General features: G+C 54.6%; 21 protein-coding genes. 4 read left to right on the top strand and 17 right to left on the bottom strand.

The window, feature by feature from the left end; translation table 11 throughout:
- Positions 1–150: 150 nt before the first annotated feature.
- Positions 151–1,161 carry a peptidoglycan DD-metalloendopeptidase family protein gene (locus tag AC0LWF_RS21590; protein ID WP_474653603.1) on the top strand — a complete coding sequence of 337 codons (1,011 nt, stop codon included), beginning with the start codon at positions 151–153 and terminating at the stop codon, positions 1,159–1,161.
- The gene (locus AC0LWF_RS21585) at positions 1,133–2,464 is read left to right on the top strand and encodes a bactofilin family protein (RefSeq protein ID WP_474653602.1); all 1,332 of its coding nucleotides are present in this window, start codon (positions 1,133–1,135) and stop codon (positions 2,462–2,464) included. Before AC0LWF_RS21590 ends, AC0LWF_RS21585 begins: the two co-directional genes overlap by 29 nt.
- A 302-nt stretch (positions 2,465–2,766) precedes the next feature.
- On the opposite strand, the gene AC0LWF_RS21580 is transcribed toward AC0LWF_RS21585, so the two are convergent.
- The 8 genes from AC0LWF_RS21580 to AC0LWF_RS21545 all read right to left on the bottom strand — a co-directional run bounded on the left by AC0LWF_RS21580 (position 2,767) and on the right by AC0LWF_RS21545 (position 12,443).
- Entirely contained in the window at positions 2,767–5,751 is a 2,985-nt protein-coding gene (locus tag AC0LWF_RS21580; protein WP_474653601.1) for a transglutaminase-like domain-containing protein, read from the bottom strand.
- Positions 5,729–7,318, bottom strand: a complete 1,590-nt coding sequence (locus AC0LWF_RS21575; protein ID WP_474653600.1) for a DUF58 domain-containing protein — start codon at positions 7,316–7,318, stop codon at positions 5,729–5,731. The genes AC0LWF_RS21580 and AC0LWF_RS21575 overlap by 23 nt, the downstream gene beginning before the upstream one ends.
- Positions 7,315–8,334, bottom strand: a complete 1,020-nt coding sequence (locus AC0LWF_RS21570) for an AAA family ATPase (protein ID WP_474653599.1) — start codon at positions 8,332–8,334, stop codon at positions 7,315–7,317. Before AC0LWF_RS21570 ends, AC0LWF_RS21575 begins: the two co-directional genes overlap by 4 nt.
- Before the next feature lie 148 nt (positions 8,335–8,482).
- Positions 8,483–9,160, bottom strand: a complete 678-nt coding sequence (locus AC0LWF_RS21565) for an aspartate/glutamate racemase family protein (protein ID WP_474653598.1) — start codon at positions 9,158–9,160, stop codon at positions 8,483–8,485.
- A 56-nt stretch (positions 9,161–9,216) separates the two neighbouring features.
- Positions 9,217–9,708, bottom strand: coding sequence for a thioredoxin-dependent thiol peroxidase (gene bcp / locus AC0LWF_RS21560; protein WP_474653597.1), 492 nt, complete (start codon positions 9,706–9,708; stop codon positions 9,217–9,219).
- Positions 9,709–9,730: 22 nt separating this feature from the next.
- Positions 9,731–10,522 carry an ABC transporter permease gene (locus AC0LWF_RS21555; RefSeq protein WP_474653596.1) on the bottom strand — a complete coding sequence of 264 codons (792 nt, stop codon included), beginning with the start codon at positions 10,520–10,522 and terminating at the stop codon, positions 9,731–9,733.
- A gap of 5 nt (positions 10,523–10,527) precedes the next feature.
- Positions 10,528–11,322: an ABC transporter permease gene (locus AC0LWF_RS21550; protein ID WP_474653595.1), complete on the bottom strand. Its 795-nt coding sequence runs from the start codon at positions 11,320–11,322 to the stop codon at positions 10,528–10,530.
- The gene (locus AC0LWF_RS21545) at positions 11,319–12,443 is read right to left on the bottom strand and encodes an ABC transporter ATP-binding protein (protein WP_474653594.1); all 1,125 of its coding nucleotides are present in this window, start codon (positions 12,441–12,443) and stop codon (positions 11,319–11,321) included. Before AC0LWF_RS21545 ends, AC0LWF_RS21550 begins: the two co-directional genes overlap by 4 nt.
- A gap of 301 nt (positions 12,444–12,744) precedes the next feature.
- On the opposite strand from AC0LWF_RS21545, the gene AC0LWF_RS21540 reads away from it, so the two are divergent.
- Entirely contained in the window at positions 12,745–13,866 is a 1,122-nt protein-coding gene (locus tag AC0LWF_RS21540) for an LCP family protein (protein WP_474653593.1), read from the top strand.
- A 100-nt stretch (positions 13,867–13,966) separates the two neighbouring features.
- Positions 13,967–15,283, top strand: a complete 1,317-nt coding sequence (locus AC0LWF_RS21535) for a glutamate-1-semialdehyde 2,1-aminomutase (RefSeq protein ID WP_474653592.1) — start codon at positions 13,967–13,969, stop codon at positions 15,281–15,283.
- 49 nt (positions 15,284–15,332) lie between these two features.
- Here AC0LWF_RS21535 and AC0LWF_RS21530 read toward each other — a convergent pair whose 3' ends face one another.
- The 9 genes from AC0LWF_RS21530 to AC0LWF_RS21490 form a co-directional block, all read right to left on the bottom strand.
- Positions 15,333–16,043: a DUF5808 domain-containing protein gene (locus AC0LWF_RS21530; protein ID WP_474653591.1), complete on the bottom strand. Its 711-nt coding sequence runs from the start codon at positions 16,041–16,043 to the stop codon at positions 15,333–15,335.
- The gene (locus tag AC0LWF_RS21525; RefSeq protein WP_474653590.1) at positions 16,040–16,453 is read right to left on the bottom strand and encodes a GntR family transcriptional regulator; all 414 of its coding nucleotides are present in this window, start codon (positions 16,451–16,453) and stop codon (positions 16,040–16,042) included. Before AC0LWF_RS21525 ends, AC0LWF_RS21530 begins: the two co-directional genes overlap by 4 nt.
- Before the next feature lie 110 nt (positions 16,454–16,563).
- A complete protein-coding gene (locus AC0LWF_RS21520; protein ID WP_474653589.1) occupies positions 16,564–17,406 on the bottom strand; it encodes an inositol monophosphatase family protein in 843 nt (280 codons plus the stop codon).
- Between the two features lie 223 nt (positions 17,407–17,629).
- Complete coding sequence (locus tag AC0LWF_RS21515; RefSeq protein WP_474653588.1) at positions 17,630–17,842, bottom strand: hypothetical protein; 213 nt, start codon at positions 17,840–17,842, stop codon at positions 17,630–17,632.
- A gap of 79 nt (positions 17,843–17,921) precedes the next feature.
- Positions 17,922–18,689 (bottom strand): enoyl-ACP reductase FabI, encoded by a 768-nt coding sequence (fabI, locus tag AC0LWF_RS21510; RefSeq protein ID WP_474653587.1) that lies wholly within the window; start codon positions 18,687–18,689, stop codon positions 17,922–17,924.
- A 363-nt stretch (positions 18,690–19,052) separates the two neighbouring features.
- Positions 19,053–20,060 carry a UV DNA damage repair endonuclease UvsE gene (uvsE, locus tag AC0LWF_RS21505; RefSeq protein ID WP_474653586.1) on the bottom strand — a complete coding sequence of 336 codons (1,008 nt, stop codon included), beginning with the start codon at positions 20,058–20,060 and terminating at the stop codon, positions 19,053–19,055.
- Positions 20,057–20,374, bottom strand: a complete 318-nt coding sequence (locus AC0LWF_RS21500; protein ID WP_474653585.1) for a hypothetical protein — start codon at positions 20,372–20,374, stop codon at positions 20,057–20,059. The genes uvsE and AC0LWF_RS21500 overlap by 4 nt, the downstream gene beginning before the upstream one ends.
- 66 nt (positions 20,375–20,440) lie before the next feature.
- Positions 20,441–21,634, bottom strand: a complete 1,194-nt coding sequence (locus AC0LWF_RS21495; protein WP_474653584.1) for a D-alanine--D-alanine ligase — start codon at positions 21,632–21,634, stop codon at positions 20,441–20,443.
- A 72-nt stretch (positions 21,635–21,706) separates the two neighbouring features.
- Positions 21,707–22,894: an amidase domain-containing protein gene (locus tag AC0LWF_RS21490; protein WP_474653583.1), complete on the bottom strand. Its 1,188-nt coding sequence runs from the start codon at positions 22,892–22,894 to the stop codon at positions 21,707–21,709.
- Positions 22,895–23,055: the final 161 nt, after the last annotated feature.

Below are 23,055 nucleotides of genomic sequence, written 5' to 3'. Positions count from 1 at the left end.
TGATTCAATTCGCTATATCGGCACAGAATCCTTTTTTTCGACGTTTTTTTACGAAATCTAAGTTTTTTCCCCACAGTTGCCGATGAATATCGGTGTATGCTTTATTGAGCGGGAATGAATCACTCTTCAAACATTTTTTAGGAGGTAGACATGAAAAAATCTGTAGTCCCTCGTAACAAGCATTTCACTTTTCTTGTCTTGCCGGACGGCGCAAGTCCTGTACTGCGTTTTCGGGTAAACGCCTACCTTCTGGTTATGCTTCCGATCATCATCGTATTGCTGATTGCTATAGCATCAACGCTGTACCTGCTGCATGACCGTGCGCGCGGGCAGCTGGATCAACTTCACAGTAAGCTTACCTCCACGAACGAAGCATATACGTTGCAGCTAGCCAAGAAAGAAGGAACGATTAAGCAGCTACAAGGTGAACTGGCCCAGCTTGCACAGCAGGCGGAGTCGGTGGAATTGCGCATCGAGGAGCTGAACAAGCTAGAATCCGATGTCAAATCGCTTGTCGGCTTGCCGAAGGAAGACGATGCTGCCAAGTCGGACGACAATGGCGTCGGCGGTGAATTCGTGGAAATTAAAGATGACGACATCGCAGGGCTGGCTCACAATACAGAGATGATCTTCGATTCGGTTGGGGATGACATTACTGACCTGAAGGAACGGCTCACTTCGACGAGAGAGCAAGCACAGAAACGTCTACAAACGCTTCGCGTCACACCGACATACTGGCCTACGCAATCCCAGCGGATTACTTCATTCTTCGGCGTTCGGATGGATCCATTCTCCGGTGAAGCTGGCGTACATAAAGGAATTGATATTGCCGGACACAGAGGAGATTCCGTGTTTGCGGCAGCCGACGGCCGCGTCGTAGATACCGGCACCATGAGCGAGCGCGGCAATTATGTGACGATTACGCATGCGATGGGACTTACGACAAGATATTTTCATCTCAGCAAAATAATAGCGCACACCGGAGACCACGTTCAGCAAGGTGATGTCATCGGCGAAATCGGTTCTACGGGGAGAAGCACAGGGCCTCATCTTCATTTTGAAGTCGTGAAGCATGGCGTATCTGTCGATCCAAGACCTTATTTAAAAATGGCGATAAAGGGGAGTTCAGCGAATGTTCAAATGGAAAAAGGACAAGGTTAGTTCCAAAATGACTGATACCTTTATCGGTGAAGGCACCATCGTAGAAGGTACCATTCGTTCGGCAGGCAGTCTGCGTCTGGAAGGCCAGCTTCGCGGCGATATTTCGTGCGAGGGCGACGTCATTCTTGGGGAGAGCGGCTTTGCCGTCTCGAATATTACAGCCAATAACGTGGTACTTGCCGGTCAAGTGAACGGCAATGTGACGATTACAGGGAAGCTGACGATCATGTCGACAGGCAAGCTTTACGGCAATATGACGGCAGCGTCGCTAACGATTGAAGAAGGCGGCTTGCTGCAAGGCAGCAGCGCGATGGATCAAGCTGAGCCTAATGCCTTGTATCCGCTGGAGCGCCGCGCCGGCACAGACCGCCGAGTGGCGAACCTCCCCTATTCGGGCGAGGAACGCCGCAGCGGGTTGGACCGCCGCGATTTGGCAGTAGGTGAAGTACCCGCCATTCCGAAGAAGATTAGCTATCGCGCGATCGAGAAGCCAGCGGCTGACGAGGCTAATGGTACCGAAGAATTGGAGTCGACAGGGACTGCTAAAGAGATCAGAGAGATCAGAGAGAGCAAAGAGAGCAAAGAGAGTAAAGTGATTAACGTAACTGATCCGCTAAGAGAAAGCGGCAGAGCTTTTGTACATAGCATTGCTGGAAGTACGAAGGAATCCAGTGGGATGGCTGAAGGCGCGAAAGAATTCGGCGGGAATGCAGCAGCATCGAACTTGGCGAGCAAGCGGCTGAACGAAGGGTTGAATGCAGAGGAACGAGCAGTGCTGAGCGGTATTCTTGTTGCGGAGGCGAGTGCGGCTGCTGCAATTGAAGAAAGCACAGATGCCAGTGTGGTTGATGTTGAAATCGATGAAACGGCTGAAGGCGTTGTTGGCGATGAAGCGGTTGAAGCCGTTGAAGCGGTTGAAATCGTTGAGACAGCTGAAGGCGTTGAGCGCGATGAGACAGTTGAGGCGGCTGCTATTCAGCAGGCGAATGCGGTTACGAATGCAAATGAAGTCGATGAGGGCTTGAATGCGGATGCGGTTGTGAGCGGGAATTCGGAAGTAGTTGAGATAGCTGGTGAAACTACTTCGAGCGTGAATGCTGATGCGGTTGAGACAGTGGTTCAACCGGTGATAGAGAGCACGAGGACTATTGTTACCGAGCCGCAATCCAACAACGTATATCACTATGGGTTCGAGAGCCGCGCGAATGGCAGCGAGCCCGCGAGTAATCCGGAGCATCAGGATCGTAACTCGATAAATGACCGAAACGCTGCGGATGCCGCAGCTTTGCTTAGAAATTGGTAATAGGAGAAGAGGGTGCAGACTTGGAGTCTGCACCCTCTTTTCTTTTGCTTTTGTAGAGTAGCTTTAGGTCAACTATTGCCTACAAACAAGCACCTTCATCATGTAACGGTTGCTACAACGCTTATTTGCACCAAAACAACCATTCTTCAAATCTAACGGTTGCTGGAGAGGTTATTTAGTCAAATCGCATGCATTGTGATGCCACAATCGACAAATAGCGTCTCTGACAACCGTTAACATTCTAAAAGAGCCAATTGAGATGTAATAGCATTCGTGGCAACCGTTAGCGATTAAGGCAATGATCACTCGTTCGACTGGAGCTTCGCGACCAGCTCGCTCAATTGCTCCTTCGTCGGCTGGTTCTGCCAGCTGACGTCGAAGCGCGCTGCTTCATCCCAGCGCACCAAATCCGCGACTAGCTGCGCGGTATGCGGCGGCAGGCTAAGCTCTGCCGCATACTCCCGCGCCGTGCGGTGCATCGGCTTCGCGCCGCACCGCTTGTACAGCTCGCGCCAGCAGGCGTCCGCGAGCTGGAGGAACTGCTTGCGGGCCGCGGTTTGCCGGCCCGCTTGGAGGGCGCTGCCATAGCGGTGCAGCGCCGTTGCGAACGCGAAGCGTTCGCTGCGCCGCCGCGCTGCCAGCGCGAGCCCGGCAGCGCCGGTAGCGCCTGCGGCGATGGCAGCCATGGCCCACGGCGGAGCCGCCATGGCGCCTTGCGCCGCCTGCGCGAGGGCGTGCGCCCCGCGCTGCGCGGCAGCGGCGGCTTGCAGCGCCGCCGCCCGCAGCTGCGCTGCCGCGCGCCCCGCCAGCGTGCGGGCGCGCGCGGCTTCGCCGCCAGCCGCAGCGTCGCCCGCGGCAAGTGCCGGCTTCGCCCCATCGCCTGCTGCTGCAGCCGATAAGGCATCGCTAGCGGCACCGCTGCCCGGTGCCGCAAAGCCCGGCGTCGGCTCGAATGCCACCCAGCCGACGCTAGGGAAGAACACCTCCACCCAAGCGTGCGCATCACTTGCACGAACGGTGTACAGCCCAGCTCCGCCTGCTGCCTGCCCTTCTGCTGGCTCACCCGGCGCAAAGCCCTTCACATACCGTGCAGGGATCCCCTGCGTCCGCAGCATAATTGCCATCGCAGAAGCGAAATGAACGCAATAGCCTTCACGCTGATTAAACAAAAAATCATCGACGAAGTCGCTGTTAGATGCAAGTACCTTAGGATGCAGCGTGTACTTGTAGTTGCTGCGGAGATACCCTTCCACCGCTTTCACCTGCTCGTAGCGGCTCATCGGATTCCCGGCTGCGGCTAATATTTCCGCAGTCAATGTGCCGATCCGTGCAGGCAACTTATCGGGTAGCTGCGTATAGGAATCATCCAACGCAGCCGTTTCAACATAAGCAGACTGAGAACCATCAAGTTCCCCAGCAGAGCTGCCGGCACTCGTGCTTGCACTTGCACTTGCACTTGCACTTGCCCCTACATTTGCACCCGCATCAGCATCTGTTCCATCATCAGCAGCATCTGCATCTGCATTTGCATTCGTATTTGCTCTCGCACTTTCGCCAGCACTTGCCCTTTCACTTTCACCAGCACTTTCCCCAGCACCCGCACCTGCTCCAGCGCCATCCTCCACTCCCGCCGACGCGTCAACCGAAGACTCCACTTGCCGCAGCCGCTTTAACGCTTCGTCAGGCATAACGGACGCCACCGTGTAACGGACTATGCGGTCCTCCTCCGATGACGGATAGAGCGCCCCAGTCTCGGCGTCCTGCCGATACGAAGCTGTATCGCCTGACCCGTTCACCGCGCGGATATCGGTCACCTTCGCATCCGCGCTGCCAGCAAACAGCGGCCAGCCGGCAGCCGGATAGGCCGCTGTAATCGTCTGCACAAACACATCGCCGGCCGATCCATCGTCAATCTCGCCTCCAGCAGCTCCCGCGAGATTTTGCTTACTCAATGCTCCCAAGTCGCCACTCCCGCTACCCTGCTCACCCACCGCTCCCGAACCGCCACTACCGCTACCCGGCTCACCCACCGCTGCCGAACTGCCACCCTGTTGCTCTTCCTTGCCCTGAACGTCCCCCGCACTCTTACTCTGCTGCTCATCCTCAGTGCTGTCAGCCCCTTGGCTCCCGGAAGCACTCCCACTCCCCAACACATCGCGATGCTCAGCCTGCGTATCCGAGACGCTTACCGTATGCCACGCATGCTCAACCTGCTCCCAGCCTTTGCCGGTATAGAATGACTTGCTCTCCCCCCGCAAATAAGCATTCTCCTTCGCATACACGGTAAAAACGGCTGTATGATCCGGCGTGATCGAACCCCCGAGCGCTGAATCATCGAAGCCGTAGCCTGTCATACCAGGCACCCCTAAGCCCGTAGCAGCCATCGCTTCCTCCGCTACCGCTCTTTGACCGATCGGATTGCCATGACCGCCCTGTTTCTCCAGCAGTCGGTGCTGCCCCCACTCGATAGCTTCAGCCGCCCAAGGGGCAGGCTCGGACGACACCTGCTTCGTCGCAAAGCTCCATGAAGCAACAATCGCCGCACCAAGCACGATAACAGCGAGCCATGCTGCACCGTTCCACCAGTTCACAGCCCAACCTGCCAGCGATTTTTTAACCGCACGGCCATCAAATAACGTTGAACTGCCGAGCAGCCGCTCCAGTCGCGGAACCGTTACGAGAGCCCCTAGCAAAATCCCTTCTGCACAAGCACGCTTCAATCCCGGCAGCACATCCAGCCCCAGGAAGCTATAAAGCAGCAGCAAATAGAGCGCAGTCAGTCCCGCTAGCCCAAGTCCCCACTGTCGCAGCCAAATCAGCGATTGCACAGCGACAGTCATCATCCCAAGCCCGCTGACAAGGAGCAAGGTTCGCGTTTCACCGCTAAGGGTCATTTTGCCGTTCGCCATATTAATCGCATCATGCTTCAGCCCCTCGATAAGCCCGGTCACACTGTCATGCCAAGAGGCGTAGTGGACACTGAACATCACAAGCACAGTACCTGCTGTAATGACAGCATTCAGCAGCACTGCAGCCCAGGTCGGCGGCACGAACAAACCGACGGCCATAAAGAGGCCGACGGCTATGATCAGCGGGCGAAGCTCACCCAGCTCTGTAAAATCTTTCACCTGCGCAAGAGGCAGCAGCCACTCCACAATAAGCCCATATAACAATAGGCTAGTTACCAGCCGCCGCGACAAGATGCTGAAGAAATGCAAGCTCTCCCGTTCTCGCTGTCGCCTCGGCTGCGTTCCCTGCGAGCCGTCAGCTCCGTGCACTGCCGACATGGATAACGCCTCCTTCCTCGCCTGTGGTCACCGCGAGTTCCACCACGCCTGGCCCTATGCTGCAATAGCTCAGCGGCACAGGCATCGTTCGCACCGTGCACTTCGCCGCTTGCAGCCGATCCCGCCATTGCCGCTCAGATTGACCAGCCTGCGTGTCCCTCGCCGACAGCAGCACAACCAGCTCCACGCCTCGAACAGCAGCAAGCTTCGCGCTGTACAGAACCGTACCCGCTTCCCCTAACTCATCGCCATGCAGCTCCCCAGCTGTCAGGCATATGAGCGACGCCCCGCGTGACAATCCCGCTACCGCGTCCGATAGTCGCAGCGGCATCGAACCAGTCTTTCCCCACCGAAGTCTGGCTAATTGTTCTTCCGCTCTTCTTATTGCGGCACGATCGCCTGCATCAGCTTGCAGCCCTAAATCATCCACAGCGTTCGTCAGCAGCAGGACGCTTCGACCTTCTCGGTGCGCTTGTTTGATCAGCTGAGCGGCACGACCGACATGCGCGTCAAACAAACGGATATCCCCGCCGTAAGCCTGCTCGCTCGTCTCCAGCAGGACGAATAATTCGGTGCTGTATTCTGCATTGCTAGTTCGGGTCTGGAGACCGAGCCCTCTCGCCATTGCACGCCAATCGACGCGTCCGAGCGGGTCGCCGGGCATATAGGAACGCACATCCGGTCCTGCCCCATGCCGGCCAAAACGTGCCGCTGAGGTCTGCATCTGACCGCCCAAAGCAGCAACCACATGCTTGCCGCTCGTCTGCATGCCGGGCTTGTGACCCGGTAAGTCCGCAATCATCTCGCCTGCCGGAGGCGCAGCCTTCACTAGCACAACGCCAGCGCAATCCATGGCGAAGGTTCGCACCGTGAGCCCGAACATATCTCCCATCGACACCTGCACCGGCTGAAAAAGCATTTCCCCGCGACGCAGCCCTTTGACGGTATAGCTCAACTGGAACAGCCGTCCAAATCCAGGCAAGAACACATGCTGAACCAGCACAGCGCCGCCAGCTTGATCTTGATTTCCCACCTTACCTGCCGTCACTGTCTTATCTGCCTTAACTGCCTTCCCCTCAACCCGAGCTTCACCGACCTTCTCCGCAGGTACAAGCTCTTCCCTTACGCCTACCCACATAAACGGAAGCAGTCCGCTTAATCGCAGCACAAGCGTGACCTGCATCTCGCCGCCATCCGCGAGCTGCGACGTTTCCGCTACGGAACGCTCCACCGCGATCTTTCCGACCGCCGCATACGGCAAAATAATGCTTCCAAAAGCGATCGTCCCCACCACAACTACGAGCAGCCATTCGACCGCCCCGCTTCGTTCATAAAGCGCTGCTATACAGATAGCGAGCATGAGCAGCACAACTGCGCGCGCCATATGCCTGCTGCGCAGCTTAGGCTGATCTACGCCGCTCTTCCCAGCCTTGTCAGGAATACCCGCTTCACCGCTCTTCACAGCCTTGCCCTTCTTCCTAGCTTCATCGCTCTTCCCAGCACTGCCTTGCTTCCCTGATTCAACACTCGTCCGTCCCGCTTTCCCCACCGCTCCAGCACGCTTCATCTGCGCCGCCCGCCGTCAGACGCCGGAATTGGAACCGGAGAAGCGGATAGAATCTCCCCCAACACCGCTTGCGCGCTCTTCCCGCCAATTACAGCCTCATCCTGCAAAATAAATCGGTGAGCCAGCACCGGCTCCGCCGTCTCCTTCAAATCATCCGGCACGATGAACCGCCGTCCGGCAATATATGCCGTCGCCTGCGCCGCACGGACCCAGTCGAGCGTCGCCCGCGGACTTGCGCCGAGCAGCAGCTCTTTCGCCGATCGTGTCTGCCCTACGATATGCACAGCATAAGCCATCAGCGCAGGGTGGATATGCACCGATTGCGCATCACGCTGCATCCGCAGCCACTCCTCCGGAATAATGACCGGACGGAGCGATTCGGGCACGAGACGCTGCGCCGTCTTCGCCTCCAGCATGCTGATCTCGTCCGCTGGAGACGGATAGCCGACGGACAGCCGCATAATGAACCGATCCAGCTGCGCTTCCGGCAGCGGGTAGGTTCCATCGTCGCGCAGCGGATTTTGCGTCGCGAGCAGCATGAATGGCTGCGGCAGCTTCCGCGTGACGCCGTCTGCCGTTACGCTCTTCTCCTCCATGGCCTCGAGCAGCGCGGATTGCGTACGCGGCGGCGTCCGGTTAATCTCGTCGGCAAGCACGACGTTCGCCATGAGCGGTCCTTCCCGCCAAACGAGCTCGCCCCGCTTCCCGTCCCACACCATGCCTCCGATGACGTCTGCCGGCTGCATATCCGACGTAAATTGAATGCGGCGGAAATCCCCGCCCATTACTCTTGCGATAGCTCGAACGAGCAATGTTTTGCCCACGCCGGGTACATCTTCGAGCAGCACATGCCCTCCTGCGAGCAAAGCGCTAAACACTCGCGACACGACATCGCTCTTCCCTAGCAGAACGCTGTTCACCCGCGCCATCATCAGCCGCAGCGACTGCTGCGCCGCCTCTGGCCACATATCTGGAACGATCGTTTCCTCCTGCTGTATCGTTTGTCTAGGTATCACTAGTTTCAACTCCTATTCTTGCAATCTATGAATGGCTGGTTGTACTAGTTTCGCCAGCAAACGCCGCGTTTACACCTCCCCCGTGCATAACAAAATCGCCCTTCCGGCGCGGAAGAGCGATTGTACTTGTATCTATTATTTCGGTCATCTATGATTTCGGCTCGTTCCCATTCCAAGCAGCAGCCAGTGTCTGAAGCGGATTCACGATTTGAACACCTAGCTCATGTTCCACCTGTTGCGCTGCATCTACCATAGACAGTTGAGCGACTGACAGCTTTGCGCTATTGCCTTTCACTTCGAAGAACGCTCTCATGCTGCTCGTCAGCTCGTCCATATACGCTTCTTTCTTTCCCTGCATGATCAATTCGAACGTATTCGGGACGACCTGAACGTCAACCTGCTCAAGCGTTATACCACGTGAAGCCGCAAAATCATACAGCCGGTTCATCGTTCCTTCCACCGTCGCCGGATTCGTGAACAGTACCGTCTGTGGCCCGTCCGAGCTGCAGATGGCGGCGAAGAACGGCTCGTCGATCTTGATAATGGGCGTCGTCGTGCTAAGCCGATTTTCGTCCAGCAGCGCAATATAGTTCGTGCATGTAATGAGAATCGCGTCTACCTTCGTACCCGCGATCCACTCGATCTGCTCTGCTACTTTTTCGCGTGCCTGCACGTCATGGAACCCGCTGTCTAGAGATAATCGGCTCATCAGCCCGGGGTCTACATAGTGAACTGACTGAACCTCCCCGGAAGCAGGAAAAGCCTGCTCGATATAAGCGATATTGGAATAGTGCGCATGCAAGCATGCAAGCTTTTTCCCCACCATGTGCACCCCCTGACATTTTAAAAAAAGGAGCAAGCTCTCGCCTGCCCCTCCTCACCTTATAACGCTTTTGCCGCTTCCAGCACTGCCTCCACATGGCCTTTCACACGCAGATTGCGCCACTCTTGAACCAGCTTGCCTTTCTCGTCAATCAGGAACGTGGAGCGCACAAGCCCCATATACTCACGGCCATACAGCTTCTTCAGCTGCCAGACGCCATACAGCTCGCATACGCGATGGTCCGGATCAGCCAGCAGCTCGAAGGGCAGCTCATACTTCGTCCTGAACCGCTCATGTGTCGCTACATCGTCAATGCTGATCCCGAGCAGCACCGTATTGCTTTCCCCGAATGCCGAGTAGGAATCGCGGAAGTCGCAAGATTCCTGCGTGCAAGCTGGCGTCAAATCCTTCGGATAGAAGAAGAGGACGACCTTGCGCCCGACGAACTGACTGAGGGTAACCTCGCGTCCTTCTCTGCCCGGCAATGTGAAATCTGGTGCCTTTTTGCCTACAACCGCTTTTGCCTTAATCGCTCTAGCTATCTCACTCATCCCCTAACCTTAACCCTTATTGTTACGATCCCGCTCCCCGATACTTCTTCACGCCGACGTTCCATATCCCAATGCCGATTCCGAAGACAACGATCCCCATAACCGGTGTAAGCAGCGCGAGCTTCGACAGTCCCTCATGGTCCGTATCCAGGAAATACGAAGCTGGAATGACGCCGACAAAAGCGAACGGAAGCAGCCACGTCAGCATGAACCGGATGATTTTGTTATAAATATTAACCGGATAACGTCCGTAGTTTGAAATGTTGTACATAAGCGGCAAAATGCCTGTCGGCGCATCCGAGTAGAACGAAATCGCCGTTAGCGCAGTGAACAGCCCCGCATAGATCATGACGGACCCGATTGTGAAAATAATCATCATCAGAATATCCAGTACGTTGAAAGTAAGTCCGAGATCGCCCCAGCCAAGCACCATAATAATAAGCCCGACAAGCGAGCCGAATAGAGACGGCGGATCGAGATTTTCCAGCAGCACCTGATACAGATTGTACGCTGGACGCGTAAGCACGCGGTCGAACTCGCCTTTGACAATATAACGATCGCTGAAATTCCAAATGTTGAAGAACGCGCCGAAGATACCCGCTGGCACCATGAAGTAGCCGTAAACGAACACAACCTCAGCCTCCGACCAGCCTCCAAGCGCAGGCGTATGCTGGAACACGATCAGGATGAAGATCAGGTTAACCCCTTGAAACAGCAAGTCCGACAGCAGCTCCACCCAGAAATCCGCACGATACGTCAGCTTTGTCTTCGCATAATTTTTCATATATTCCATCGCAAGCGACCAATAAAACATCTGCCTTAACCTCCTTGCACGAACAGCCGGGTCCGTGCCTGACGCCATATTAACGTGATCGGAACGATTAGCACGAGGAACCAGATCAGTTGGATTCCGAACACTCGCAGCACATCATCGCCTGTCGTCCGGCCTGTGAAGACGGAGCTCGGCAGGTACGTAATCGCTTGGAACGGAAGCCATTTCATCGTTACGGCAAGCCATCCCGGGAAGAACGATACCGGCACAATAACGCCTGAGAACAAGTCAACGACGACTCGCTTCATGCGAAGCATTCCCTCATTGTTCTCCACGAAGAATGCAAACAAGCCGACCAGCATATTAATTTGTGTATTTATTAAGAAACTGAAAAGCAGCATGACAAAGTAAATGCACCACGTGCCAAGGTCCGTCGGCAGCTTCACCGGGAAGATCAGGCAAACAAGCGCAAGCCCCGGCCCCATAAACAGTAAGAGCCGGAACAGCCCTTCTCCGAAGCCTTGCATCAGCTTCACGAACAAGTAGTTGTATGGGCGGATGAACTGGACGGCTACGCTGCCGTCCCTAATTTCATTAGCGATTTCACGGTCTAAGTTGTTAAAGTAGAATGCCCTCGCCATCCAGGACACCGCGACGTAAGTGGTCATCTGGGCAAGCGTGAAGCCGGCAAGCACTTTCTGATCGCCGAAGATCGCTGCCCATAGAAAATAGTACGCACCGATGTTGATCGTGTAGATGACGATACCGCTATAGTAATTCACGCGGTATGCGAGCATCATGAGAAACCGGATGCGGATCAGCTCGAGATAGGCGCTATTCATGATTGCGGCACCTTCTCCTCGTCAGACGCGGCGGCTGTTGTTGCAAGGCCGCTCTTAGTCTCACTGACCGCTTCCTCTATACTAGAGGACTGGCTCAGCTTATCCGCAGCTTCGCTCGAAGCAGAACCGGATTGATAAATTTCACGAACGATCTCGTCGGTGTTCGTCTCCATAATCTTAATATCGCGAATGTCCGCTCGGCTGCCCACGACGCGTGCTAGCGCATCAGACACGTTCACTTCATGCGGCAGCCACATCGTCGCTGTCAGCTCGTTGTCCATTGTCCACGTCACGCCGGCTAGTCCTTCAGTCAGCTGTTTCAGCACATCCAGCGGCGGCAGCTCGCCGAATTGGAACTGCAGCTCGCGACCTTTGCTCCATCTCGCCTTCAGCTCGTCAAGGCTGCCGTCGTAGATAATGCGTCCGTCATCGAGCATAATGACGCGCGAGCAGAGCGCTTCGATGTCCTGCAGATCGTGTGTTGTGAGCAGAATCGTCGTGCCGTGCTCCCGGTTGATTTTTTTCAGAAATTCACGGATTTCGGTCTTCACGACGATATCGAGGCCGATTGTTGGCTCATCCAAAAACAGAATGGACGGGTTATGCAGCAGCGACGCCACAAGCTCGCACCGCATCCGCTGGCCTAGACTTAGCTTGCGCACGGGACGATTCAGTAGATCGCCAAGCTGAAGCCGCTCCACCAGCTCATCCAGCCTACCCCGGAATTCCGCCTCCGGCACTCGGTAAACTTTACGCAGCAGCTGGAACGATTCGATAACGCCGATATCCCACCACAGCTGGCTTCTTTGACCGAATACGACGCCGATGCCGCGCACGAACTTCTCCCGCTCCTTGTACGGCACGTATCCATTAACCTGCAGATGGCCGGATGTAGGAACCAGAATGCCTGTCAGCATTTTGATCGTCGTCGATTTGCCCGCTCCGTTCTCGCCTATGTAACCACAGATTTCACCTTGCGGGATTTGGAACGAAATGTCTTTGACTGCCGTTATGTCGTTGTACTCACGCTTAAACAGGTCTTTGAGCGCACCGCCGACACCTACTCGGTTCTTCTGAACCTGAAACTGCTTGCGTAAATCTCTTACATCTATTGCTAGCATATGGTTATGCTCAGCTCCTCTCTTTTCTCGACATTTCCTGGGAAATATCAACTATTTTCGCTGCTATAAAGGGCAACCGACTGTCGCAGCCCCGTGCAAAAGCAAGCGTTTCGCGGAAAAATGTAAGCTAGTCTAGCAAAATTCGCTACTTTCTTATATTTTCAGATAAAACTTGCTTCTCTACGACAAACCATTTTATAATTTTATGATATGTAATGCTATAGTGTTCTCCAAAAATGTCGCCGCGTTGTACTCGACTATACAAAAAATAAAATTCGGTCCTAGGAGGAAAGTAACGAAAATGGCACGTGCACGTACGAAAGAACCGAAAAAGAAAAAGCCTTGGAAATGGGCGCTGCTTGGATTAGGCGTAGCCGTCCTGTTAGTTGCAGGCTTCTTTATTTATCAAGGTGTCGGAGTCGTGAAAGGCTTAGATGGCTTCAGTAAGTCAAAAGATGATTCCATGTTCGGGCAATTCGAAGATAAGCCAGCTGAGAAGCCCCCTGAATGGCAAGGAACTGAACGTGTTAACATTCTCATTATGGGCGGCGACAACCGCGGCCTGAAGAAGAATGAAACCGCACGATCCGACTCGATGATGGTCGTTTCCGTTGATCCGGTAACGAAAAAAGCGCACTTATTCTCCGTATTGCGTGATACGTATGTAGACATTGACGGACATGGAGATGGCCGGATTAACACAGCGCTTGCGCTTGGCGGCCCTAACCTTGCAATGAAGACAATCGGTGACCTGCTTGGCCTTAATATTCAATATTATGTGTATACGGACTTCGAAGGATTCAAGTCTCTAATTGATGCACTCGGCGGCATTAAGAATTTTGAAGTTGAGAAGGATATGAACTACGTCGATAATGCCGACGGCAACCGTTACGATATTCACTTGAAGAAAGGCGTTCAAGACCTTGATGGCACGAAAGCACTGCAATATGTGCGTTTCCGTCATGATGCGATGAGCGACTTCACGCGTACAGAGCGTCAGCGCAAGCTGCTCTCCGCGGTATCCGATGAGCTGAAGAGCGGCTGGAACCTTCTGAAGATGAAGAAGATTGTGGACAGCATTCAGCCGTATGTGGAGTCTAACATTGAAGTTACAGATATGATGAAGCTGGCCGAGCTTGGCGTTAAAACAAGCGTAGCTGGTCAAACGCAAGTACCTCCGATGGAGCTGCTTGGCGGCAAGAAAGTCGGCGGCGCATCCGTGCTTGCTGTAAGAGACTCAAGCGAGCTGCTTACTTTTGTACAGGATGAGCTTGCAAAAGATGCAGCGCCGGCTGTGGCAGGTTCGGGCGAGGGCAATACAAGCACGAACGGCAGTAACGGCAGTAACGGCAGCACTGACACAGACACTGGCAGCAACTCGTCAGATACGAACGGCAACACGGCGAACGGCACAAGTAAATAAGCTCTTTTAAGGAGAGGCTGCATGCCTCTCCTTTGTTGTGTCGCCGCATTCGTAGCGGTACAATAAGGAATATTATTTGATCAGGAGGTTTCTAACGTTTATGTCTATTCTAAGGCCGCGCTCCGAGCAGTTGTATGCGGAAGCGCTCGAACATATTGTCGGCGGCGTCAATAGCCCGTCCCGTTCCTTCAAGGCGGTTGGCGGCGGCGCGCCTGTCTTCATGAAACGCGCTAGTGGCGCTCATTTCTGGGACGTCGACGATAACCGCTATATCGACTACTTATGCGCATACGGTCCGATCATTACCGGCCATGCACATCCGCATATTACAGAAGCCATTACACGCGCTGCTTCGAACGGCACGCTGTATGGAACGCCAACGGAGCTTGAGATCACACTCGCTCGCATGCTGAAGGAAGCGATCCCTTCGATGGATAAGGTTCGCTTCGTCAACTCCGGCACAGAGGCAGTTATGACGACGATCCGTGTCGCTCGCGCCTATACGAAGCGCAGCAAGATCATTAAGTTCGCTGGCTGCTACCACGGCCACTCTGATCTTGTGCTCGTTGCGGCAGGCTCCGGCCCTTCGACGCTCGGCATCCCGGACAGCGCTGGCGTTCCAGCCAGCATCGCGAGCGAAGTAATCACCGTCCCGTTCAATGACCTGGACGGATTGCGCATCGCACTCGAGACATTCGGCGCCGATGTCGCCGCCGTAATGGTTGAGCCGATTGTCGGCAACTTCGGCATGGTGATGCCGGAGCCCGGCTTCCTTGAAGGCTTATGCCGCATGACGCGTGAAGCCGGCGCTCTCGTCATCTACGACGAAGTCATAAGCGCCTTCCGCTTCCACTATGGCAGCGCGCAGACGTATAGCGCGTTCCCGGACCATGCCGCAATCGAGCCGGATCTGACGGCGCTTGGCAAAATCATCGGCGGAGGCCTGCCGATCGGCGCCTACGGCGGCCGCAAGCATGTGATGGAGCAAGTCGCACCGCTCGGCCCCGCCTATCAGGCGGGCACGATGGCCGGCAATCCAGCCTCGATCTCGGCCGGCATCGCCTGTCTGGAAGTGCTCCAGCAGCCGGGCGTGTACGGGCGGATGAATGAGCTCGCCGCGGAGCTCGCTGACGCGCTTCAGCAATCAGCGGACAAGCACGGCATTCCGCTGACGATCAACCGCATCCGCGGCTCGTTCTCGGCCCACTTCTGCGATCATCCGATAACGAACTACGATGAGGCGCAGGACACGGATGGCGAGCGCTTCGCGCAGTTCTTCCGATTGATGCTCGATCAAGGCATCTGCCTCGCGCCATCCAAGTATGAAGCGTGGTTCCTCACCACAGCGCATACGAGCGAGGATATCGCCGCTACGATCACGGCGGCGGAGAAGGCTTTTGCTCAGATGGCTCGATAGAGCTTAAATAAAAGACGCGGCACACCTGAGGTGGCCGCGTCTTTTTGCATTATTTCACCCAAGCCGCAATTCCAACAATAACAAACGGTATCGCCAATATACCGAGCAGAATCACCCAGCCGAGTGGTCTGCCGAAGTTCACGGTCCAGCCGATGCAGTACCGCTTTGGCACGAATAGTGCGGGGTCCTGCGGGTTGTAATAAATGGCGCCTGCGATCCACTTGCCCTCTGCGTCACCATCGCCAAAGTCCGCCACCGCACCCAGTCCCAGCCTTCTTACATAAACGATTAGCGCAACAATCCCTGCGATGATCAGAACAATAAGCGCAATCGTCGCCACCATAGCGCCTACAACCGGCCAGCCGTACAACATCGTCGCTTGTACATAACTGAAGAATACGACGAGCAGGAGCGACAGGACATATAAGAACAGCCCATTCATATAGCGATACTGCTCTTGCTTCTCCTGCGGCATCCCTTTTCCCAGCGCAGCTGCGCCAGAAGCAACTACACGTTCCGCACCCATAAGCAGTGCGAGGAGGAACAGCTGAATCGCATTCAAAATAAACACGGTGCCGCCGCTCTTATCATCATACCGATCTGGATGAAACCTAATGTCATAATGAACCGCCAGCCGCTCCGGTATCCGATCCCACATGAGCACCGCCGCAATTACGGATGCCGCGATGATGATGAAATGGATCAAATACCAGCTTGCCGGGATTTTCGCTTGCCCCCGCCTGCTTATGCCAACCGTCATTCTAAAGCGTCTCCCATCCTTGTTAAGTCGCTGCGATATATTTTCACGCATGCTTTGCTGAATTCGGCCTCAGTCATGCCCCTTGCTCGACCTTCTGCCGCCAATGATCGAAGCTGCTTTTGCAAGCGATTCATATACCCTTCAGTCACCCTTGGCATCTCCGCAGGTGAAGGTACGAGCACACCTAATTTGCCGTCATAACGCTCTAACAGAAACCCCTCCGTGATCAGCGAATGATAGGCTCTATTCACGACCTGCGATTTGACCCGCAACGCGGAAGCGAGCCGCCTCGCGGAAGGCAGCGTTTTGCCCGGCTGAATGGAACCGGAAGCGATTCCGGCAATAATTTGCTGCGCAATCTGCTCATGCATCGGCACATCGCCTTGTATTTCCAGCTCAATATACAACATGCTGTCAGCCCCCTCTCCATGAAGCTCCATACACTATTCTATGCAAAAGAACGCCTCTTCTCCCATCCGGTCCTGGACGGTTCAAGAGACGTTCCTCACATCAAAAAGTTCTAGCTGCCCGATTCCGCCTGCTGGAGAACATGCAGAAACTCATCATGGATATGCCCATTCGTCGCTGCGACATGGCGTACACCAAGGTCATACGGATTGCCTTTCACATCGGTAATGCGTCCGCCCGATTCGGAGATCAGCAGCGAGCCTGCCGCCAAATCCCATGAATTCAGACCGATCTCCCAGAACCCGCTAAGCCGTCCCGCCGCCACATAGGCCATATGTAACGCAGCCGATCCGCCTGAGCGAATATTGCGCACTTGAGGCACAAGCGACTGCAGCCCCTTCATATTCAGCGGAAGCGCGTAGTTCTGATCCGCCGGGAAGCCCGTTGCGATCAAGCTCTCCCTCAGGCTCTGTTCGGAGGACACGCCCATCCGCCGGCCACGAACATAAGCCCCTTTACCCTTCTCAGCCACGAACAGCTCGTCACGAATCGGGTCATAAACGACGCCGACGATAATCTCTCCCCGATGCGCAAGCGCTATCGAAACGGAGAAGAACGGGAAGCTGTGGACGAAGTTGGTCGTTCCATCAAGAGGATCCACAACCCACAAATACTCGGCATCTCTTACGGATTGCAGTGCACGAGTCGATGCTTCCGGCCCCGGTTCAACACCTTCTTCACCGAGAAACGAATGATCGGGAAAATGCGTTTGCACCAAATTGCGAATCATCATCTCCGCGCCTTTATCGACTTCGGTCACAAGATCCTGCGCAGAATATTTTAACGACAAGGTCGTGTGGTTGCCTAGCTTCGTCTTAATCCACTCTCCAGCTTTGGCTGCGCAATTGATTGCAACAGCGGTAAAGCTCTTGCCTCCAATAATGTGCTCACTCACGGTTAATCACACTACTTTCCTATGAGTTCATAATTGCTTACCTACTATACGTAGCACGAACCGCAAAGTTCCAGACTTGCTCGCAGCAGTGATACCTATTTTACTCCAATTGACGGAACGATTGCTACTTTTTGCCGGAAACAAAAAGCGGGCACCGGATATCCGGTGCCCGCTGGTTAAAATTTATCACGCTTGTTTGAGGCTCTAGCCGCTTACGGCTGGATTACTTGTTGCCCAGTGACGATATCGCAGCCGTTACCTTGGAGCCTTGGTACGTATTGTCAGCTGCTGTAATCATCGCTACATCTGCAGTCGTTTCCAGCGATTCATCTGGTTGAAAAATGATCGGCAGTTGATCCGTCGGATTAACTGAATTTGAGGCAACCGTTCCATTATTGTCCGGTGTTTTTGTATCGAAATGCCCCATTATAAGCACAAAAAAAGCGCTCCTCTAAGCTTGTCCGGTTTCCCGGCAAACCCTTAGGAACGCTCGCTCATTCTCTTCGCACCAAAAGCTAACCTACAATATTGTAGCCATTATCCACATATATGATCTCGCCAGTAATACCGCGCGACAGTCGGCTCATAAGGAACATCGCCGTGTCTCCCACTTCTGACGCATCGGTCGTCCGGCGCAGCGGCGCCTTTGCCTCGACTTGGCGGAGAATCGAATTGAAATCTTTGATTCCCTTTGCCGCGAGCGTGCGGATCGGACCAGCCGAGATTGCATTCACCCGCACGTTATGCGGGCCAAGATCAGCTGCTAAATAACGGACGGACGCTTCCAACGCCGCCTTCGCAACGCCCATGACATTGTAGTTCGGAAGAGCGCGCTCAGAACCTAGATAAGTCATCGTCATAATGCTGCCGCCTTCAGTCATAAGCGGATAGACACGCTGCGCGACTGCTGTTAGCGAATATGCACTAATGTCGTGTGCAAGCGCGAAGCCTGCGCGCGACGTATCCACGAACATACCGTCGAGCTCTTCTGTCTTGGCGAAAGCGATGCTGTGCACCAGCCCGTGCAGTACGCCGAACGATTCCTTCAGCTGATGAACAAGAGCATCTATCTCTTCATCGACGGTAATATTGCACTGCAGCAGCAGGGAACCGGGAATCGTCTCCGCCAGCTTGCGGACGCGCTCTTCCACCCTTTCATTCTCATATGTGAAAGCTAGCCGAGCGCCTTGCGCAGCAAGCGACTGTGCGATCGCCCAAGCGATGCTGCGATCATTCGCAACCCCCATCACAAGCATGTTCTTACCGGTTAATAATCCGTTCATTGTTTCACAATCCTCTCTACAAAAGTATTTGTGATCCATGATGAAGGTCTTATGATAGCGCTTCCTTAACCAAAAATAAACGAAGGGACAGAAAAGATCAAGCTTTTCCTGTCCCTTCGTATGTCCCGATCCTTCAAACAAACCGGTTCATGATTTGAGGCTCTCCCCAGCCCTGCTTCCCTGTAACGAACTCAGGAGGCGTTATTGGAGCAAATTGGGCAGGTTTGATATTCTAACGCACTCAGGCAAGGCTATTCCGCGCATTTGAGCCATTGGAGTGGCAAAATCGGGTCAATAGCGCGTCCTCAGTTCGTTAGCCGACGCTATACGATTCGTTAGCCGGAGTTCGTTACAATTTCTATCTTAACGAATTTCGATGCTGCCGCCGTCGATAACATGAATGCTTTCGCCTTCGAGCTCCAGCTTGCGCATATCCGCCATCAGCTGCAGCAGCGCCGCATCCTTCTGCTTCGCTTCGATCATGACGTCCAGCAGTGAAGTAGATCCGGCGATTCCGCGCAGAAATCGAAGCAGCGGCGCCACATCAACGAAGTCGGCGTGACCGCGCGGATCCTTCTCGCTCTTCGGGCTCGACACATGCAGCTTCGGCGGCACGCTCACCGGCTCGCCGCTGGCGCTTGTCCATGTGCGCAGAATGCGCGGCCACAGCTCGCCATACAGCGCAGCATCCGTCTCGCCGCCGTCGTTGACGGCATGATGGTGAATGTCGAGCACCATCGGTAGACCCACAGCCTCGGCTGCCGCCAATGTCTCGCGCGTCGTGAACGTCTTATCATCGTTCTCGAGCGTAACCCGATTCCGCAGCCGCGGCTCAAGCTCGCTGAACTGCTGCACGAACCGCTCTGCCGAAACAACTTTGTCGCCATACGCGCCGCCAACGTGAATATTGCATTTTGCAGAAGACTCGGGGAGCCCCATATGCTCCAGCATCGTGACATGGTAATTCAAGTCTTCCTTCGACTTCGCCAGCACCTCCGGTCTCGGCGTGCTGAATACGCAGAAATGATCGGGATGGAAGGAGAGCCTCATGCCCTTCTCCTTCGCAAACCGCCCAATATCTGCGAATGCTTCCGTAAGCGCTGGATAAGGGTCCCATCCCTGCAGCGCATCATGCGTCACAAGAGGAATGATCTTCGACGTCATCCGGTACACGTATACGTCATGCCCGACGCAGTGCTTCATTAGCCGCAGCGTCGTGCGCAGATTCTCCTCCGCTATTCGCTCAAGCCTACGCAGACCCGCTTCACGATCATCAAGCTTCGAGAAAGTGGCATAGGTCATTGTACGGGATGGGGACACATTCTTCTCCAGCAGCGTACTCATCGCAACGAAGCCGAAACGGACAATCATGCTTGCTCTCCGAAGAACATTTCATGTGCAAGCGCAGTCTGAATCCGCGCTTCTTCCTCCGTCAGCTTGCGAACGAGCTCCATCTCCACTTGCGTTACTTCCTCGCCCTGGAAATTAATTTCCGCAATCGATACGAGAATCTTCACAATCGCAATCGCTTCATTGTCAGGCGTGTAAGCAATCACCTTCTGGCCGGTTGGGTAGACACGGAAGCCGCTTTTGACCATTTTGCCGCGGCCGTACTCGAGCAGCTCGTACAATTCTTGTTTCGACTTGAACTTGCATACGGAATTAAACTCAGATTGAAAACCCATTTATAAGACCAGCCTCTCGCCAGCAATTTTATGTACCAAATGTAAAAAAAGCTAGGAACCCGGCAATTAAGCCGGGCTGCCTCCGCTATAATCAATCGTTTGTTTCTCGGCATGGCGTTCAATCGCCAGCTGAATGAGGTTATCCAGCAGCTCGGTGTACGGCATGCCGCTCTCTTTCCACATGAGCGGATACATGCTGTAAGGCGTGAAGCCCGGCATCGTATTCACTTCGTTAATGAAGATTTGACCATCTTCCTTGCGCAGGAAGAAGTCGATACGCGACAGCCCCGAGCCGTCAATTGCAAGGAAGGCACGAAGCGCCATCTCGCGAACGGAATCGGATTGCTCCTGCGTAATGTTCGCCGGAATATGCATCATCGACTTGCCGTCGATGTACTTTGCCTTATAATCGTAGAACTCGCTCGAGGACGTGATTTCGCCGACAACGGAAGCTCTCGGCTCGTCATTGCCAAGCACGCTCACTTCGATCTCGCGGGCATCCACGAACTCTTCGACGATGACCTTGCGGTCAAAGCGCAGCGCGTACTCGACAGCTTGGATAAGCTCATCGCGGTTGCGTGCCTTGGAAATGCCGACGCTCGACCCCAGGTTAGCTGGTTTGACGAAACAAGGGTAGCCGAGAGCCACTTCAATTTCCATGATGAAGTACGAGGAATCCTTCTGCCACTGCGTCCGGTTGAAATGCCGGTAGATGCACTGCGGCAATCCTTCTTGCGCGAATACTTTCTTCATCGTGATTTTGTCCATCCCGACTGCCGATGCAAGCACACCTGCGCCAACATACGGAATGTTCGCCATCTCGAACAGCCCTTGAATCGTCCCGTCTTCACCGAATGTGCCGTGAAGCAGCGGGAATACGACATCAATCGGCGCTTCTGCTTCGGGTGCTGGAACGCCAGCAGATACTGCAGAAATCGTCACTTCAGCAGGCACCGAAGAAATCGTTGCCGGCGCTGCAGTCTGATCGTCCGCCGCTTGACTGCTGCCGAACACCGGCATGAGCGCTTCCGTGCCAATGATAGCAGAGCTGCCAGCAAGGCGGAGCTGATCAAGCCCTGTCGGAGCCGCAAGCAGCATATCGCCCGCACGCCATTCGCCTGTCTTGGAAATATAGAAAGGTTTAATTTCGTATTTGCTGTAATCAAAAGCTTTCATAACTGCCAGTGCGGTTTGCAGCGAAACCTCATGCTCGCCTGAGCGCCCGCCGTAAACAAGTCCTACGCGCACTATCTCCCCCATGGTTAATCCTCCGGTTAGGTTAGTTTCCCACTCTAGGTGGGTCTTCATACGTATCTGGGCTTGAAGCGCACATTAAAACTCATCCGCAATGTGAAAAAACCGGTATTTGGTATTCTCCGTCCATGCATAGGAATCTTGATAATCCCAGTAGCGGTGACGGCTTGGAACCGTATTGGCATTCACAAGCGGCATGCCCGCCGCATCGAATGCGGTCACGACTGTGCTGTGCTGATAGCGGTTGTCGCCGCTCCAATCATAAATAATGACATCGCCAAGCGCGAGCTGATCAGCGGAATCAACGATTGTTGCCCGCAGCCCCGTTTTGTGCGACGCCGATAAATAATTTTTGAGCGCATTAGCCACTGCCCAGCTATAACTCCAATTTTCCCGGCCTCCGCTATAGCCGCGGTACCACCAGCCGGTATCCCTCCTACCAGTATAGTCCATCGGCGCTCCCCCTGCAAAGACGCATTGGGAGACGTAGTTGGTGCAGTTTACCTCGAAATTCTCATAAGCCGGATTCGGTTCGTTCCACCAGCGGTCGGCATAGGCAGCGACCAAATCTCTGCGGTACCTTATACCAGCGCGGCTATGTTTGAAATTCGGCAAAACATCATAATTTATATAAGGTATGGATTGCGGCTTCGCTGCAGGAAGGGTCGGCTCCAGCTCTTCATGCAGATCGGACGAGCTGTACCTCGGACGACGCTCGAGCACAATCGGTTCGATGCGCGAGATCGTATACGTGCCGTCATCCGCTGTCAGCCATAGCCGTTCGCGGTCGCAGCGCTCCTCGATATATGTGCGTCCGTTCTGATCAATGGTCCGTTTGACGCGCAGCTCAATCAAGACGGCGACTTCGCCGAGCGAGCCTGATGATTCGCTAACACGGACGAGCTCCGCATTCGTTTCACTGCGTGAAGGAAGGATGCCGCGCAGCAGCTCATGCTCGCGCAGCCGAGCAAGCCGCCCGGTGAAGCGAACGAGATGGTCCGTATCGCTAATAATTTCTTCGAAAGGCGGCGCAAAGCGGTCGATTTCGGCCTGATTGTACAGCTTCACGTACTTGTGGACGATGGCCTTCCAGCCTAGCAGAGGCAGAGACTCTTGCGGAGCGTTTCGCTGCTTGCCGCTGCCAGTAACCGAACTGCTGCTTCTGGGGACAGCCGCGCTGACAGCCGCTCGGCCAGATGGCGTATGTTCCGTTATTTTTCGCATGCCTGCCTTGCTTGTTCCGACACGTACTCGCGATCGCGGCACTTGCAATCCCTCCTGCCATGGTTTTGTTCCTTAAGCACAATAGAAATCTTCTATCGAAAATGGGCGGCATCCGCCGCTTCATCGTAAGAGGCGTGCAGGGTGTGTCACAGAAATGTGGAATGCCCAAATAAGTGGAAAATTGGTTCATTATATGAGCAAAC

The sequence above is a fragment of the Paenibacillus sp. sgz302114 genome (assembly GCF_056120345.1).
Note: the sequence above shows the minus strand (reverse complement) of the source record. Positions and strands in the feature narration are given on the sequence as shown.